The 14,840-nt window shown below is 36.0% G+C and carries 17 protein-coding genes and 1 riboswitch; of the genes, 13 read left to right on the top strand and 4 right to left on the bottom strand.

Annotation, left to right across the window (positions count from 1 at the left end; genetic code table 11):
- Positions 1-2 precede the first annotated feature (2 nt).
- On the top strand, positions 3-221 hold the full coding sequence (locus N3D17_01265) for a DUF2905 domain-containing protein (protein ID MCX8082020.1): 219 nt from the start codon (positions 3-5) through the stop codon (positions 219-221).
- Positions 222-224: 3 nt separating this feature from the next.
- Positions 225-533: an antibiotic biosynthesis monooxygenase gene (locus tag N3D17_01260; GenBank protein MCX8082019.1), complete on the top strand. Its 309-nt coding sequence runs from the start codon at positions 225-227 to the stop codon at positions 531-533.
- Between the two features lie 2 nt (positions 534-535).
- Here the strand turns inward: N3D17_01260 and N3D17_01255 are convergent, their stop codons facing one another.
- Positions 536-1,159 (bottom strand): LysE family translocator, encoded by a 624-nt coding sequence (locus N3D17_01255; GenBank protein MCX8082018.1) that lies wholly within the window; start codon positions 1,157-1,159, stop codon positions 536-538.
- Between the two features lie 68 nt (positions 1,160-1,227).
- Between N3D17_01255 and N3D17_01250 the strand changes: the two genes are divergently transcribed.
- The 6 genes from N3D17_01250 (at position 1,228) to N3D17_01225 (ending at position 5,342) form a co-directional block, all read left to right on the top strand.
- Positions 1,228-1,704 (top strand): NAD(P)H-dependent oxidoreductase, encoded by a 477-nt coding sequence (locus N3D17_01250; GenBank protein MCX8082017.1) that lies wholly within the window; start codon positions 1,228-1,230, stop codon positions 1,702-1,704.
- A gap of 43 nt (positions 1,705-1,747) precedes the next feature.
- Complete coding sequence (locus N3D17_01245) at positions 1,748-2,500, top strand: sulfide-dependent adenosine diphosphate thiazole synthase (GenBank protein MCX8082016.1); 753 nt, start codon at positions 1,748-1,750, stop codon at positions 2,498-2,500.
- A gap of 67 nt (positions 2,501-2,567) precedes the next feature.
- Positions 2,568-2,939: a metalloregulator ArsR/SmtB family transcription factor gene (locus tag N3D17_01240; GenBank protein ID MCX8082015.1), complete on the top strand. Its 372-nt coding sequence runs from the start codon at positions 2,568-2,570 to the stop codon at positions 2,937-2,939.
- Positions 2,933-3,979 carry a permease gene (locus tag N3D17_01235; protein MCX8082014.1) on the top strand — a complete coding sequence of 349 codons (1,047 nt, stop codon included), beginning with the start codon at positions 2,933-2,935 and terminating at the stop codon, positions 3,977-3,979. Before N3D17_01240 ends, N3D17_01235 begins: the two co-directional genes overlap by 7 nt.
- Before the next feature lie 14 nt (positions 3,980-3,993).
- Entirely contained in the window at positions 3,994-4,227 is a 234-nt protein-coding gene (locus N3D17_01230; GenBank protein MCX8082013.1) for a thioredoxin family protein, read from the top strand.
- Between the two features lie 80 nt (positions 4,228-4,307).
- On the top strand, positions 4,308-5,342 hold the full coding sequence (locus N3D17_01225; protein MCX8082012.1) for an SO_0444 family Cu/Zn efflux transporter: 1,035 nt from the start codon (positions 4,308-4,310) through the stop codon (positions 5,340-5,342).
- Here the strand turns inward: N3D17_01225 and N3D17_01220 are convergent.
- From N3D17_01220 to N3D17_01210, 3 genes are read right to left on the bottom strand one after another with little or no spacing between them, the layout of a single operon-like run.
- Positions 5,277-6,539 (bottom strand): MFS transporter, encoded by a 1,263-nt coding sequence (locus tag N3D17_01220; protein MCX8082011.1) that lies wholly within the window; start codon positions 6,537-6,539, stop codon positions 5,277-5,279. The two genes, N3D17_01225 and N3D17_01220, sit on opposite strands and share 66 nt — an antisense overlap.
- A 6-nt stretch (positions 6,540-6,545) precedes the next feature.
- Complete coding sequence (locus N3D17_01215) at positions 6,546-6,977, bottom strand: hypothetical protein (GenBank protein ID MCX8082010.1); 432 nt, start codon at positions 6,975-6,977, stop codon at positions 6,546-6,548.
- Positions 6,978-6,981: 4 nt separating this feature from the next.
- Positions 6,982-8,181 carry a cation:proton antiporter gene (locus N3D17_01210; protein MCX8082009.1) on the bottom strand — a complete coding sequence of 400 codons (1,200 nt, stop codon included), beginning with the start codon at positions 8,179-8,181 and terminating at the stop codon, positions 6,982-6,984.
- Between the two features lie 19 nt (positions 8,182-8,200).
- Positions 8,201-8,271: riboswitch (Fluoride riboswitch) on the bottom strand.
- An 82-nt stretch (positions 8,272-8,353) separates the two neighbouring features.
- Between N3D17_01210 and N3D17_01205 the strand changes: the two genes are divergently transcribed.
- The 5 genes from N3D17_01205 to N3D17_01185 all read left to right on the top strand — a co-directional run.
- Positions 8,354-9,244, top strand: a complete 891-nt coding sequence (locus N3D17_01205; protein MCX8082008.1) for an alpha/beta hydrolase — start codon at positions 8,354-8,356, stop codon at positions 9,242-9,244.
- Between the two features lie 4 nt (positions 9,245-9,248).
- Positions 9,249-10,811, top strand: a complete 1,563-nt coding sequence (locus N3D17_01200) for a DUF1549 and DUF1553 domain-containing protein (protein ID MCX8082007.1) — start codon at positions 9,249-9,251, stop codon at positions 10,809-10,811.
- A gap of 11 nt (positions 10,812-10,822) precedes the next feature.
- Positions 10,823-12,115: a DUF1501 domain-containing protein gene (locus N3D17_01195; protein MCX8082006.1), complete on the top strand. Its 1,293-nt coding sequence runs from the start codon at positions 10,823-10,825 to the stop codon at positions 12,113-12,115.
- Positions 12,088-14,364, top strand: a complete 2,277-nt coding sequence (locus tag N3D17_01190; protein MCX8082005.1) for a pre-peptidase C-terminal domain-containing protein — start codon at positions 12,088-12,090, stop codon at positions 14,362-14,364. Before N3D17_01195 ends, N3D17_01190 begins: the two co-directional genes overlap by 28 nt.
- A gap of 15 nt (positions 14,365-14,379) precedes the next feature.
- Positions 14,380-14,840 (top strand): hypothetical protein (locus N3D17_01185; GenBank protein ID MCX8082004.1); only part of this gene is annotated, 461 nt, incomplete at its 3' end.

The following is a 14,840-nucleotide window of genomic DNA, read 5'->3' as shown; positions in this document are numbered from 1 at the left end:
GAATGGAAAACAATTTTGCAAAGTTTTTACTCATAATAGGGATATGTCTTATTATCTCTGCGGTCTTAATAGAAAAAGGCATAAAAATTCCTTTTGGGAGATTACCTGGAGACATAATAATAAAGAAGGAAAATTTTTCTTTTTATTTTCCTCTCGCAACAAGTATTATTATAAGCATTTTATTAACATTATTCTTTTCATTGATAGGAAGATGGAGGTGAATTATGATAGTTACAATAGTGGAGATTTATGTAAAGAAGGATAAGATAGATGATTTTATAAAGGCAACTTTAGAAAATCATAAAAATTCCATTAAAGAAGAAGGGAACCTCAGGTTTGATGTTTTACAGTGTCTTGATGACCCATGCAGGTTTACCTTATATGAAGTTTATGAAAGTGAAGAATCAGCAAAAGCGCATAAGAATACATCTCACTACCTTAAATGGAAAGAGACAGTTGAGAACTTTATGGCTCAACCCAGAAAAGGTATACCTTACAAAGTAATAGCACCCTTGGATAAATCACTGTGGTGATATTATATAAGAGAGGTAATCCCAAAATACAAGCCAAATAATATAAGAATAATTCCACAAATGTTCAATATCTTTATATATACTTTCTGGGAAATAATCTTTTTACTTTTTTCAATACTATAAGAGACAAAACTATACCATACAAGGTCTGCAAGTATATGTCCCATAAAAAAATAAATAAGTCCTTTTATCCCTATATTCCTTACAGAAAGTAAAAGTCCCAGCCCCACAGTTAACCACCATACAGTCCAGTATGGGTTGGCAATACTCATTGTTATACCCTGGAAAAACAGGATAATATAGGAATTAGAATTTTTCATTGATACATTAAGAGAGACCTTTGAGAGAGACCGGAGTATATTGATACCAAAATAAATGAGAATTAAAGCACCTGCTAAAGAGATGTACTTTATAACTACCTGATTGTTTAATATTTTCCCAAGTCCAATAACAAGAATACAAACCATAATAATCTCTAATAGTGCATGTCCCCCTATAATAATAGGACCTGCTTTTCTTCCATACTTAAAACTCTCTGCTATAGCCAGAGTTAAAAGGGGCCCCGGTGCCAATGCTCCTGTGAGTGCAATGGTAAAGGATAACCCAAAAATAGATACAAGTTCCATTTTTATATCTTATACTACTTGAATAATTTTTAAAAGTGCTTTACCATAGATTTCAACAGGGAGGTGATATGTCAAAAGTTCTTATAATATATTACTCTTCAACAGGGAATACAAGAAAGATGGCACATCTTATAGAAGAAGGCGTAAAAGAAGAAGATGTGGATGTTGAAGTAAAAAATGTAGAAAATGCGGAGATAAAGGACTTACTTTCTGTAGATGGAATTATCATTGGTTCTCCCACCTATTACGGAACAATGGCAGCACCTGTAAAGGAATTTCTTGACGAAAGTGTTGCAATACATGGGAAATTGGATGGAAAGGTTGGCGCTGCTTTTTCCTCTTCTGCAAATATAGGTGGTGGAAATGAAACAACTATCACAGATATATTAAACGCACTTTTAATCCACGGAATGGTTATACAGGGAGACCCTTCAGGTGGACATTACGGTGTTGTATCAATAGGAGTACCTGATAGTAGAGTAGAAAGAGAATGCAAGAGATTGGGAAGACGTGTTGCAAAACTTGTAAAAAAACTACATTCCTGATAATATAAGAAATAATTTTCAATGAAAAATAAAGGAGAAATTAATGGAAGAACATATTATATCAAAGGCAATTATTGAGACATATATAAAAGAACTCACTTCTTATCTGGATGTTGATGTTGCTATTGCAGGTGGAGGACCTTCAGGCCTTATATGTGCCTATTATCTTGCTTCTGTAGGGAAAAAAGTTGCAGTATTTGAAAGACACCTTAAGATAGGTGGTGGAATGCCTGGCGGGGGTATGATGTTTAATAGAATAGTGGTCCAGGAGGAAGCAAAAGAGATTATGAAAGAGTTGGGAATACGGATAAAAAGATACTCAGAGAATCTTTATACTGCAGATGCAATAGAGACAATTTCAGCTCTTACATTCAAGACCGTTAAAGCAGGAGCAAAGATATTTAATCTTATAAGCGTGGAAGATGTAGTAATAAGAGAAAAAAAGATAACAGGAGTGGTTTTAAACTGGACTGCTGTGGATATTGCTCATCTACATGTTGACCCACTTGGAGTTAAAGCAAAATTTGTTGTAGATGCTACAGGACATGACAGCGAAGTATGTAAAATAGTAGAAAGAAAATCAGGAGAGAATTTTAAGGTTATTGGTGAAAAATCAATGTGGGCGGAAAGAGGAGAAATAGCACTTATTGAAAATACAAAAGAGGTATACCCCGGACTTTTTGTATGTGGAATGGCTGCCAATGCAGTAGCGGGTTCTCATAGAATGGGTGCTATATTTGGTGGGATGCTCCTCTCGGGTAAGAAGGCATCTTCTCTTATTCTGGAAAAACTATAAATAAGGGTTTGACAGAAAAATTTTCTGTGTTATAATATATGAATGTATGGGCATATGAGAAATTAAAATGGAAAGATATACAGAGGTATTAAAAGCAGCAGGAGAAAAAACGAGGTTAAGGATAATAAGGTTATTACTGGAATCAAAGAGTCCTCTCTGTGTGTGTGAAATAATGGATTGTTTAGAAGAGACACAGACAAATATTTCAAAACATTTAAAAATTTTGAAATATACTGGAATAATAAAAGAAGAAAAGAAAGGGAAATGGGTTATGTATTCCCTCTCTCCTAACAAAGATGACTTTTTAATTTCAGTGATTAAAGCAATTAAATCTATTTCCTGTGATAAATTTAATAAAGAAATAAAAAATCTTAAAAAAAGAATGGAATTGAGAAAAAAAGGGATGCCTGTTGTGGGAATAAAGAAGGGAAAATGTTAAAAGAACTTATTGAAGGCGGACTTCTCGCTTTAAAGGACTATATTGCAGTTCATGTTTTAACCTGTCTTATCCCCGCTTTTTTACTTGCTGGAGGAATGGTAAGTTTTATTAATAAAGAGACCATTATAAATTATCTCGGAGAAAGGGTAAGCAAAGTAAAGTCCTTTTCTATATCTGCAATTTCAAGTTTTTTGCTCGCTGCCTGTTCCTGTACAGTCATTCCAGTGGCAAGTGGACTTTATTATACAGGAGCAGGAATTGGTGTTGCTTTTATCATACTCTGGGTTGCTCCATCTTCAAATATCCTATCTTTAATATATACAGGTAATATTATTGGAATAGATATTGTTATAGCAAGGGTGATGAGTTCTTTAATTATGGCATTTGTTGTTGGAAGTATTATGAGTTTTTTATTTAGAAAAGAACAGATTGAAACCGTCAGGTTAGATAAAGAAGATAAGAAAAAAATCATAGAAAAAAAATATGTAATACTTCTGGTATTAATCCTTCTTTCCCTTCTTATGCCAAATTATTTAGTTCAAAAAGGTCCTTACTGGAAGAAAATTATTGTATGGTTTATCTTCACAGTTGTTTCAGGAATTTATGCCTGTAAAAAACTTGAAAGAAAAGATATTGAAAACTGGCTTAGGGAAACAATGTATTTTGTTAGGATAATTTTTCCTCTTTTACTTGTAGGTGTTTTTATTGTAGGAATTATAGGAGAGATATTACCCAGGAACTGGATAGAAAAGTTTCTTGGAGGGAATAGTATAAGAGCAAGTTTTCTTGCTACATTGATAGGAGCAACTACATATTTTGCAACTCTTACAGAAGCACCTTTTGTTGATAAACTTATGAAACTCGGAATGGGAAAGGGACCTGCACTTGCATTACTTTTGACAGGTCCTGGATTGAGTTTGCCAAACTGGATAGCCATCTCTCGTGTTTTTGGAATAAAAAAAGCGGTTGTCTATGTAATAACAATTATAATCTGTGGAACACTTGTAGGTTGGATTACAGGTAATTTTATTTTAAAATAGAAAAGGGGTGAACTATGGAGATTTTAATAGTAGGTGCTGGCTGTCCTAAATGTCAGGCAGTAGAAAAGATTGTAAGAGAAACAGTTGAAGAAATGGAAATATCTGCGACTATTTCTCATCTGTATGATATAAAGCAGTTTGCAAAATATGGGGTGACGATAACCCCTGCGGTAGTGGTAAATGGCAAGGTTATCCTTGCAGGCAAAGTTCCTTCAAAAGAAGAAATTAAAAAACTTTTAATAGGCTAAAAGGGCGAGATAACATTTAATATTGCAACTAAAGTAGCAACAAAAATAGTTATAAGATAGAACGATAAGATATAAAGAAAATGAAACTTTTAATAGAAATAATTGGGCTCCTTAATGAAATGAGTCCCTATTTACTTTTTGGATTTTTGATTGCAGGGATATTGAAGGTTTTAATCCCTACAGAAAGAATTTATTATCATCTTTCGCCTTCTAACTTTTTATCTATCTTAAAAGCAACTCTTTTAGGTATACCTTTACCACTGTGTTCCTGTGGCGTTATTCCTGTGGCAACACATATTAAAAAAGAAGGCGCAAGTGATGGTGCTACGGTTTCTTTTTTGATATCTACTCCTACTACAGGGGTTGATTCAATTTTAGCTACATATTCACTTCTCGGGTGGATATTTGCAATAATAAGGCCTGTATGCGCACTTTTTTCAGGACTTTTTGCTGGAATTTTAGTAAATAGATATGAGGATAGAAAGAAACTTCCTAAAGAAAAAGACAACTATACCTGTATCTTCTGTGAAAATGAAGGATTGCATACACATTCTTTTTATGAAAAGATAAAAAGTGCCTTTAGATATGGATTTTTTGAACTGGTTGAAGACACAGGTAAGTGGATTTTAATAGGTATAATCATTGGCGGTATAATCTCAACTTTTGTACCAGAGGATATCGTCTCAAAATATCTCGGAAGGCAATTATACTCTTATCCGTTAATGCTTCTTATAGGTGTACCTCTTTATGTATGCGCAACTGGCTCTATACCTATAGCGGCTTCGCTTATAACAAAAGGTATGTCTCCTGGTGCAGGTCTTATATTCCTTTTTACAGGACCTGCAACAAATTCAGCCACTTTAATGTTTGTTGTAGGAAAACTCGGCAAAAGAAACTTTTTAATTTATCTTTTTTCAATAATTCTATGGGCAGTTATTTTTGGATTAATTATTGATCATCTTTGGGTTTTTCAATCGACTGGAATGATACATATCCACCAGAATAAAATTTTACCTCCACCGGTTAAGATTTTATCATCTTTTATACTCTTACTCCTTATATTGAATACTTTTTTTCCCAGAAGGAGTAAAGAACATAAAGATAGTTCCTGTTAATCCCATAATGGATGCATAGATAAATCCCCACCTCGCACCTATGGTTATCCAGAGAATTCCTACTATTGTACTGGAAAAGAAATCCCCTACCCCATTCATAACACCTAACAGTCCATAACCGGTCCCTGCTTTATCCTCTCCGATATAATCCCTGACAGCAACACCTTCTATTGTATCTTCCCAGGCAATAAACACACCTGCAAGTATAAAACAAAGAATAAACCATGTGATTGAAGGTATTGCTATTGCAAATCCAGCAAATGTGAGTACTGCTACTGCATATCCTGTGGCTAAATATCGTGTTCTGTTAAAGCGTATACTCAAAGCGCCTATAGGGTAAGAAGCAATGGCATATACGAAATTTCGTAATAGATAAAACAGTGTGGCATACCGTGCTGCTTCAAAAGTTCCAAGTATTCCCGCAAGAACTGTGTTGGCACGTAAAATCATAAGGGTAGGAGCAAAGTCAGCCATTCCGAATATTCCAACGGATAAAAGAAAAAATCTGAAACTGTAAGGCATATCCTTAATCGTTTTTGAGAATTGCATTTCTCTATTACCTTGACGATATTTCTCTTCAACAAGCAAAGACATTGATATTACAGAGAGGATACCGGGAATAAGTGTAATAAGAAAAATAAACCTAAAGATACTATCCTGACCCATACTGGCAGGCAAAAATGAATTTATAAAATGAACAATATTTTTATTGGAAGAAAGGTATGTCAGTATAGCAAATGCCGTAAGTGGACCTGCAATTGCACCTACTGTATCTGCTGCCCTATGGAAACCAAAAGCCCTACCTCTGTTCCTATCATCAACTGATTCTGCAAGCATAGCATCTCTTATGGGTCCACGGATACCCCTACCCAGCCATCCTACTACCCTGCCTAGAAGAATTAAAGGTAAAGAGAAAGCAAATACAAATAATAATATTGCTATGGCTGTCAAAGAATAACCGGATACAACCCACCTCTTGCGATTGGCTGTTTTGTCACCGATATATCCTGCAAGGAGTTTAACAAAACTTGATGTGGCATCTGCTACCCCTTCAATAAGCCCGAGAGAAGATGCTGATAATCCAATAGCCTGGATAAACTGTGGCAGGATAGAAGTTGCCATCTCATGACAGAAATCGCTTAAGAAACTCGTGAGAGAAAAACCAATAATATTTCTATTAAACCATTTATTATTCATTACTTTTTACTTCTTATACAACACTTCTTCTATTTCTTCTAATAGTTGAGTAATTGTGAAAACCTTAGGGTCAAGATATTCTTTTAACGATTTTGAGACCTCTCCATAACCCTTCAGTCGTTTACTTTCAATTTCACATACCATTTCCCATAAAGATGCTACTCTGCTTGATATAAGATTTTTTATTTCATACCTTTTCTTTTTTATATTTAATGTTTTCCCTATATCTTCTATTACCTTTTTAATTTTACCTGTAGATTCAACCACTCTGCTCTTTTCTTTTTCACTTAGGTTATTAACAATATCATATAAGATACTTTTTTTATCCGAAGTATTACACAAATTTTCTATATCATCTACAATTTCATTAAGAATTAAGAGTACTGAAGAAATAGAGTTCTTTTGTGCAACAGTAATTTTAATATCTTTTTCTTCCATATTATTACTCTTCGTCAAGTCCTTCCGCCTTTACAATTATATGCTTTTCTGAATGGGGAGGCAAAAGATGTTTTGGAAGGAAATAAAAACTGGCTATGGCTGTGGGAATAAGTGCACTTCCTATAACCACCATAACGAGGAACGAATACTGAAATTCTGTGATAATATTGTGCGTATATCCATATAAAGCAGAGATAGTCCCAAAGGTTAGACCGGTTGACATCAAAAGTGTGTAATACCACTGTTCTGAATAATCTTTTCTAAATATTCTTATTACAGGATACAATCCACATATTTTTGTTGCTACTTTTGCTCCTAACAGTAATAAGAAGATAAAAGGGGCTGAAAAAAGTGCAGGTATAGAAACAAAAGAACCAGCCCTGATAAAATAAAACGGAGTAAGAAAACCCACAGTAAGGGTTCTTAAACGTCTTATCCATATCCTGTTCTTAGTAGCAAACTCTGCAAGAACCATACCCGCTATATAAGCCGGAAGAACCGGTTCACTGCCAGACCATATAGCAAGTGTGCCGAGAGCGAAAAGGACAAAAGATACCCACTTTACTCTTATTGCTGCTGTTCTATTACCATATATACGGGTAAAAAAGTTTGTTAAAAATGGAAATACAGATAGTATAACAACCATTGATACAATAAAGATAATTGTTTTTATTGTAAAAGGAGAGAAAATTAGTCCTAATGCAATGACAGTTCCAAGGTCATTAATAAAGCAAGCACCGAGTATTCCTTTACCAAACTCTGTTTTATTAAGTCCTGTTTCAAGCATAACTGCATATACCACAGCCATGGAAGTCGTTGATAGTGCAACACCTGTTAACAAACTCGCTTTGAATCCCCACTTGAGAACATAATAAGCAACAGCAGAACATCCGATAAAAGGAGCAAGAAAACCAATGATTCCAACTACTATAACCTCTTTCCATTTCGTTTTTATTACCCCTGGGTCAAGTTCTGCACCTGCAAGGAACGTAAGAAATATCGCACCTGTTGATGCAAGAAATTTCAACCATTCAAAATTACTTCCTAAAGAATTAGGGCCAAAATAGTGGTTTGCTATGGTTCCTGCGATAATACCTATACAGATTTCAACGAGAGCAATAGATATTTTTATGTGGTAGGCAAGTATAGCAGATACAACTGCAAGGCATAGCCATAAAGATGTTGTAAAATAAATCTTTTCCATGGAGTTCTCCTTTTATACTTGTTTAGTAGGAGTTATCATCTTTGCTATAAGCAAAGCGGTTAAAAGGAGAACCCCATCTCCGTTATTATTATAACATAAAAGATGAAAAATCAAACAGTAAACTTTTTTTTCTTATGGATGTCTAAATTTACAGATACAGGAGGAGACGAATATGAAGATAAAATATTTAATACTGAATCTCATCTTATTTGTTTGTATTAATGTTTTCCCTCAGCAACTTCCCACTAAATTACTATTTCCTGAAGGCACTAAAGTATTCAGAGATATTGAATATGCAAAATCAGAAGGGGTGAAACTCCTAATGGATATCTACATCCCTGAAAGTGAAAAACCACTACCTCTTGTTGTGTGGATACATGGAGGAGGATGGAAGAGTGGAAGCAAGGAAAACTGTTATCCAGCAATGCGTCTTTTATCTTATGGATATGCTATTGCAAGTATCAACTATCGCCTCACAGGAATTGCAAGTTTTCCTGCACAACTGGAGGACTGTAAGTCAGCGATAAGATTTTTAAGGGCGAATGGAACAAAATATAATATAAACACCGAAAAGATTGGTGTATGGGGTGCTTCTGCAGGTGGGCATCTTGCAGCGCTTCTCGGCACAACAGGAGATATAAAGGACTTTGATAAAGGTTATTACATTGGATTCTCAAGTAAGGTTCAAGCCGTCTGTGATTATTTTGGACCTTCTTCTATTGGTGATATGATAGGAAAAACATCGGGAGGTAGTGGCAATTCACCGGAGGAATTAATTAAACTGCTTATAGGAAAAGAGCAAGATAATTTTAAAGAGAAAGCAAAAAGGGCAAGTCCAATAACCTATGTAAACAGTGCCTCTGCTCCGTTTTTTATTGTGCATGGGGAGAAGGATAATGTAGTACCTGTATCCCAGAGTGAAATGCTATATAATGCCCTTGTTAAGGCAGGCGTGGATGCACAATTATATATTATCAAAGGAGCAGGTCATGGAGGTCCTGAATTTATAAAACAGGATGTTATAGATAAGGTAGTTTCTTTTTTTGATAAATATATCAGATAAGAATATGAAGATAAGAAAAGTATTACTTATTGTATCAATTATAACTTTTCAAAAACTTTTATCTGGAGAGTTTATAGTACCATACGAAACTTCTACCTGGTCTATCTCAGAAACAGAGATTGATAGATATGTATTGGGTAGATTAAAAGAAAAAGGCATTGAACCAGCAAATCCCTGCTCAGATGAGGTATTTATAAGAAGGATATATCTTGATGTAATAGGAACACTACCAGAACCTGAAGAAGTGAAACAATTTTTAAATGATAGACACCCTGAAAAAAGGAAGATATTGATAGATAAACTTCTGGAAAGCGATACATTTGCTGACTACTGGTCTTTAAAATGGTGTGATATACTACGGGTAAAATCAGAATTCCCCATTAATCTCTGGCCCAATGCTGTTCAGACATACCACAGATGGATAATATCTGCTTTAAGAGAAAATATGCCTTATGATAGATTTGTGAGAGAACTTTTAACCTCCAGTGGGAGTAACTTCCGTGTACCACCTGTGAATTTTTATAGAGCAGTTCAGGGACGGGACCCAATCTCTATTGCAGGTGCAGTAGCACTTACCTTTATGGGGACACGGACTGAAAACTGGGATGAAAACAAAAAGAAAGAGATGGCTATGTTTTTTTCACGGATTGCTTATAAAAAAACAGATGAATGGAAAGAAGAGATAGTATATCTCAACCCTGCCCCTTCCGAAGAGATTACTGCTGTGTTGCCTGATGCTAAAAGAGTGAAAATCCCATCCGATGCAGACCCGCGTATCATCTTTGCTGATTGGTTGATAAGGGATGATAACCCTTATTTTGCTAAAAATATCGTTAATCGTATATGGTACTGGCTGATGGGTAGAGGAATTATCCATCCACCGGATGATATAAGAGATGATAATCCTCCTTCAAACCCTGAATTGCTTGCATATCTTGAAAAGGAACTGGTAAAGAATAATTATGACCTCAAACACATCTATCGGATAATACTTAACTCCCGCACCTATCAACAATCATTTATTCCCAAAAGTACACATCCTGATGCAGAAATGCTTTTTGCTTATTATCCTGTAAGACGGCTTGATGCAGAGGTGCTTTCAGACATTTTGTGTAAAATCGGTGGTACAGGTGAGGAATATATCAGCCGTATTCCAGAACCATTTACTTTTATTCCGAAGTATCAACGTAATATACTTCTTGCAGATGGAAGTATTACAGGACCATTTCTTGAACTCTTTTGTAGACCTTCCAGAGATACAGGGCTGGAATCTGAAAGAAACAATAACATAACATCCGCACAGCAGATGTACCTTTTAAACTCCAGTGGACTCTATAGAAAAATTCAATCAAGTGCTATTTTGAGAAGGATATCTATTCTGTCAAAAAGTAATCCAGAAGAGGCAATTAGAAATGGATATCTCCTGTTACTATCCCGGTATCCAACAGGTGAAGAGATAGATAAATGTAAAGGATATTCTCAAAAAGAAGGAATATCATTTAAAGAAGCAGTTGAGGATATAACATGGGCACTTATAAACAGCAAGGAATTTTTATACAGACATTAATAGGTAGAAAAATGAAAAAGACAGGTATATTAGCAGGGATAATAATCTTATTGTGTAATTTTCATTTATATGGAGACATCCATACAAAATCACAGGCAAAAGCAGTTATTCAGATATGGCTTTGGGGTGGTCCTTCACATCTTGACACTCTTGACCCTAAGCCAGATGCTGGACATGATTACTGTGGTCCGTTTGACAAAACAGTACAGACAAATGTTCCTGGAGTAGAGATAAATGCGATGTTGCCAAACCTTGCGAATATTGCAGATAAATACTCTATTATCCGCAGCATGACACACGGTATCAATGCCCATGAGACAGCTTCCTATGTTATGCAGACAGGTCAGCCAGCAGGAGAAAGAAATGTGTATCCGAGTATAGGTGCTGTTGTTTCTCTGTTCAAAGGATATGACTATGGTTATAAAGGTGTTATTCCACCTTATGTAATCTTAACCACATCTCAAGGCAGATTTTCAGAGGTGGGCTTTTTATCTTCAAAATATGAACCATTTGTTACAGGTGGAGACCCGAATAGAGAACCTTTTGCCGTTGAAGGTATTGTACTTGAAGGTCTCTCTGAAAAAAGACAGGAATACAGAAAAGAACTACTTGAGAACATAGATTCTTTCAGAAAGTACCTTCCTTCAAGTAAAGAATTTGAAAATTTTGATAGGACAAGAACACAGGCATGGGAGATGATAGAAGAAGGGAAGAAGATTTTTGACCTGTCTTCAGAGCCCGACGAGATAAGAGATAGATATGGAAGAAATACATTTGGACAGTCCTGTCTTATGGCAAGACGTCTTGTAGAAAATGGTGTGGTATATATTACCATTAACTACCAGGGCTGGGATACCCACAGCCAACATTTTCAAACAATGAGACAGAAACTTCCAGAGTTTGATAAAGGGTTATCAGCGCTCATTCAAGACCTTTCTGACCGTGGACTTCTTGAGACCACAATTGTATGGGTATCAGGAGAGTTTGGAAGAACCCCAGAGATTTCATGGGAACCACCATGGAATGGAGGAAGAGGACACTATGGTAACTGTTTCTCTGTTCTGGTCGCAGGTGGTGGGTTTAAAGGGGGATGTATTGTTGGATCTTCTGATGAAAAAGGAGAATATGTGAAGGAAAGACCTGTTTATCCCCAGGACCTGTTAGGGAGTATTTATTATCTACTCGGTATTGACCCAGAAAGAACATTTCCTGATGAATATGGCAAGAATTTAAGAATCCTGCCACCTATAGAAAAAGGGGAAGGAAAGGGACTTTTATGGGAGATAATGGATATAAAAAACTGATTCTTTTTCTGTACATTTTATTCGCCTTAAAAGTATATCCACAGGCAATGGAACGTGAACTTTCTATCGGATATGTCTATCCTGCTGGTGGTCAGCAGGGGTCTGTAGTCCAAGTAACTGTAGGCGGGCAGAACCTCAGGGATGTTTCAGATGCCTATATAACAGGTGATGGAATTACTATAAAGAAAGTAATACATATTCCACCTCTTAATGCGAGACAGAGGCAGGAACTTCAGAGAAGGATTAATGATTTAAGAAGGAAATATAGAGGACTACCTCCAGAAACATCATCTTCTACAACTCCAGAAGAACCTATAACTTTTCCTCCGCATCCATTGCTACAAAACCTTGATAACTTAACACCAAAAGAGATTGAAAAGGTGGTAGAGATTTTTATTATGCCTTTTAGACGGATTCAGAGGAAAACCTCCATCCAGGAGATGGTGCTTATTGATATGGAAATTCTTCCTTCGGCTACACCGGGCAACAGAGAAATACGGCTTCTAACACCGAGGGGTATGACAAACCCACTCTATTTTCAGGTAGGGACGATACCTGAAGCAATAGAGGAAGAACCCAATGACCCCAATATAGAAGGACTACTCATTTATAATATCCCTGTGGTCTTCAATGGTCAGATTATGCCTGGTGATGTGGATAGGTTCAGGTTTTATGGACGTAAAGGACAGAACCTTGTAATTGAAGTTAATGCGAGAACACTTATTCCCTATATGGCAGATGCAGTCCCTGGCTGGTTTCAAGCGACATTAGCCCTTTATGATTCAAATAATAAAGAGATAGTATATATTGATGACTACAGGTTCAGTCCGGACCCTGTTATATTGTTTAATGTCCCCAAAGATGGCGAATATACTGTTGAGATAAAAGATGCCCTTTACCGTGGAAGAGAGGACTTTGTATATCGGCTTTCCATCAGTGAAAAACCCTTTATTACTTATATATTTCCACCAGGTGGCAAAGAAGGAGATAAAGCAGTTGTTTCTGTCTATGGTGTAAATCTTACTGAAAAGTATCTTACCCTTGACACATTACCGGGTCCCTTTATAAGGAAAGTTTTTCTTTATAATAATGATGGANATTCAAATCCTGTCTTATATGCATTAGATAATCTACCCGAATATACTGAAGATAAACCAAATAATTCAATAACCGACGCTGAATATATTACACTGCCCCGGACAATAAACGGAAGGATTGAAAAACCTGGTGATGTTGATGTTTATAAAATTGAGTGTTCTACTGGATTTGAACTTGTTGCTGAGGTTTACGCCAGAAGATTGAATTCACCCCTTGATTCACTTTTACGGATTATAGATAGTTCAGGTAATATCCTTATATGGAATGATGATAACCCTGATAAAGCATCAGGACTTACTACACACCATGCGGACTCATATATTCGTTACAAGATACCAAAAGATGGAACATATTTCATTCAGATATCAGATGCGCAAGGTCATGGTGGAGAAGAATATATATACCGACTCAGATTAAGTAATCCATCCCCAGATTTTACAGTAATGATTACCCCTTCTACCATAAACATACCTGCAGGTAGTTCTATACCCTTTGATGTTCACATCATAAGAAAAGATGGTTTTAATGGACCGGTGGAGATATTTCTTAAAGACACTCCTGATGGATTTGTCATTTCAGGAAATAAAATACCCTCTGGAAAAAACTTCATACGGATGACAATTACTGCACCGATTACAGGAGGGTCTTCTGTTATGAAAATAAATATGGAAGCAAGGGCTATTATCAATGATGTAGAAGTAGTCAGACCTGTAATCCCTGCAGAGAATATGATGCAGGCATTCGGACCAACACATCTGGTTCCTGCTGAAACATCTTTTCTTGTAGTGTTAAAACCCAGTTTCAGGGCAGTTTCAATGGCTCTAACAGATACTGCCCCTCTAAAAATTTCAAAAGGCAAAGATATACAGATTCAAGCAAAAGTTCCTTTTCGTATGTCTGCAGAGGAGATTATTTTAGAATTAAAAGAACCAGCGGAAGGAATATCTATTGAACACACAGAAATTAAAAATGGACTTCTTCTTTTTATATTGAAAACAGATAGTAATAGAGTTAAGGAAGGACTTGCTGACAATTTAATAATTGAGGTCTTCACCAATTCACCAGTAGGTCCACCGGATGAAAAGGGGAGTAGAACAAAGCAGAAGGTCTCAAGGGGCTTTTTGCCTGCTATTCCTTTTGAGATTATATAAAAACAGGTATAGCCGATGAAACATTTCTCTTTTAAAATTGCAGGGTTACCGGTCTCTATAAAAATTTCCCATTTTTCAGGAAAAGATGGGACAGACGAGTTCTATATAGCCATTTATCCATACAAAATAGCAGATTTTATAACGCAGACAGAATGGATATATCGTGCATATATGCAAACACTTAAACATATAGGTATTGAGCTTGAAACTGCTGTATTCTGCCGACTGTTTTTTAGTGATATTGTCAACCAGTGGAGTGTTTTTGAAAAGACATTATTTTATTCAAGTATATACCAAAATTCTATCTGCAGTGTATCAGCCATCTGCCAGCCACCTGGACCTGTGGCAAAAATTTCTTTCTGGGCATACCACATAGATGGTAAAAATAATCCTCTTGATAAAACCAAGGATGGCAATTCACTTATTTTGAAACGAGATATTCTTACACACTACTGGACAACAGAATTGGTCTATCC

This window comes from bacterium, from assembly GCA_026414725.1.
Taxonomy (GTDB): Bacteria; Ratteibacteria; UBA8468; order B48-G9; family JAFGKM01; genus JAAYXZ01.
This window is presented reverse-complemented; position numbering and strand designations above follow the sequence as displayed.